Annotated in this window: 1 protein-coding gene; it reads right to left on the reverse strand. The window is 75.4% G+C overall.

Features of this window, described 5'->3' with window-relative positions; all coding sequences use genetic code 11:
- Positions 1-1,098, reverse strand: a 1,098-nt coding sequence (locus tag GL263_RS27060) for a DoxX family protein (protein ID WP_182858362.1), incomplete at both ends; no start/stop codon positions are given.

Below are 1,098 nucleotides of genomic sequence, written 5' to 3' on the forward strand. Positions count from 1 at the left end.
GCTGGCGGACTGGCCGGCGGTGGGGCCGGCGGTCGGGCCCTGGGTGACGGTTTCGCCGGGGGCGCCGGTCTGTTCCTGCGGCAGCGGGGTGCCGGGGAGGTGGTTGCGGGGGGTGTCGACGGAGTCGGGCACGGTGGCGACCTGCGCCGACCGTACGGCGCTGCCCAACATCGAGCCGATGAGGAGGGCGAGTCCGACGAACAGGGTGACGAGGAGGGTGCCGCGTCGCAGTACCCGGCGTCGCAGGTCCCACAGGGAGACGCGGGGGCCGAGTCGGCGCCAGGCCTCGCCGGCGAGGCGGGCGTCGAGGGAGTAGACGGGTGCGCCGGCGATGATCAGCGGGGACCAGGCGGCCAGGTAGATGATGTCCGGCGCGTCGTAGGCGGCGACGGTGCGCCAGCTGACGGTGACGAGCAGCGCGGCGGAGAGCAGCGCGCCGAGGCCGGCGGCGACCCGCTGCCACAGCCCGAGGATGGTCAGGACTCCGACGATGACCTGGAGGAACGCGACGGTGAGGCCCGCGCCGACCGGGTGGGCGACGGCGAAGGAGTGCAACGGGGAGGCGATGGCCCACGGTTCGAGGCCCTGGAGCCAGGTGACCATGGAGCCGCGCTCGCCGCCGTCGAAGTAGACGGGGTCGGTGAGCTTGCCCATCCCGGCGTAGAGGGAGATGAACCCGAGGAAGATCCGCAGCGGCAGCAGGACGATGCCGAGGTTCATGCGGCGGTGCGGGTAGTAGGCGTGACGTACGGCGTCGCGTCCCGGGCGGTCGCCGTGGCCGTCGACGGCGCGTTCGTCGCGCTCGTCGTACGGGTCGTAGCCGTCGCCGTCGTAGCCGTCGTGGCCGTCGGCGGCGTGGCCGGTCGGGCGTGGCTCGTCGTAGGCGCCGCCCGCCGGGCGCATGCCGTCCAGCAGGGGCGCGGAGGGCTGCGGGACGCGGGGGGTGACGACGGTCGGCGCGGTGTCCGTCCCCGGCGTGACCCGGGGGAGCACCTGGGTGGCGGCCGCGCCGCCGGCCGGCAGGGTCGTGGAGTGCCGGACCGCCTGGAGGAGTTGGCCGGCGGCCGCGTCGCCGGGGGTGGCGCGACCGGTCCACAC

This window comes from Streptomyces durbertensis (genome assembly GCF_014156695.1).
GTDB lineage: Bacteria > Actinomycetota > Actinomycetes > Streptomycetales > Streptomycetaceae > Streptomyces > Streptomyces durbertensis.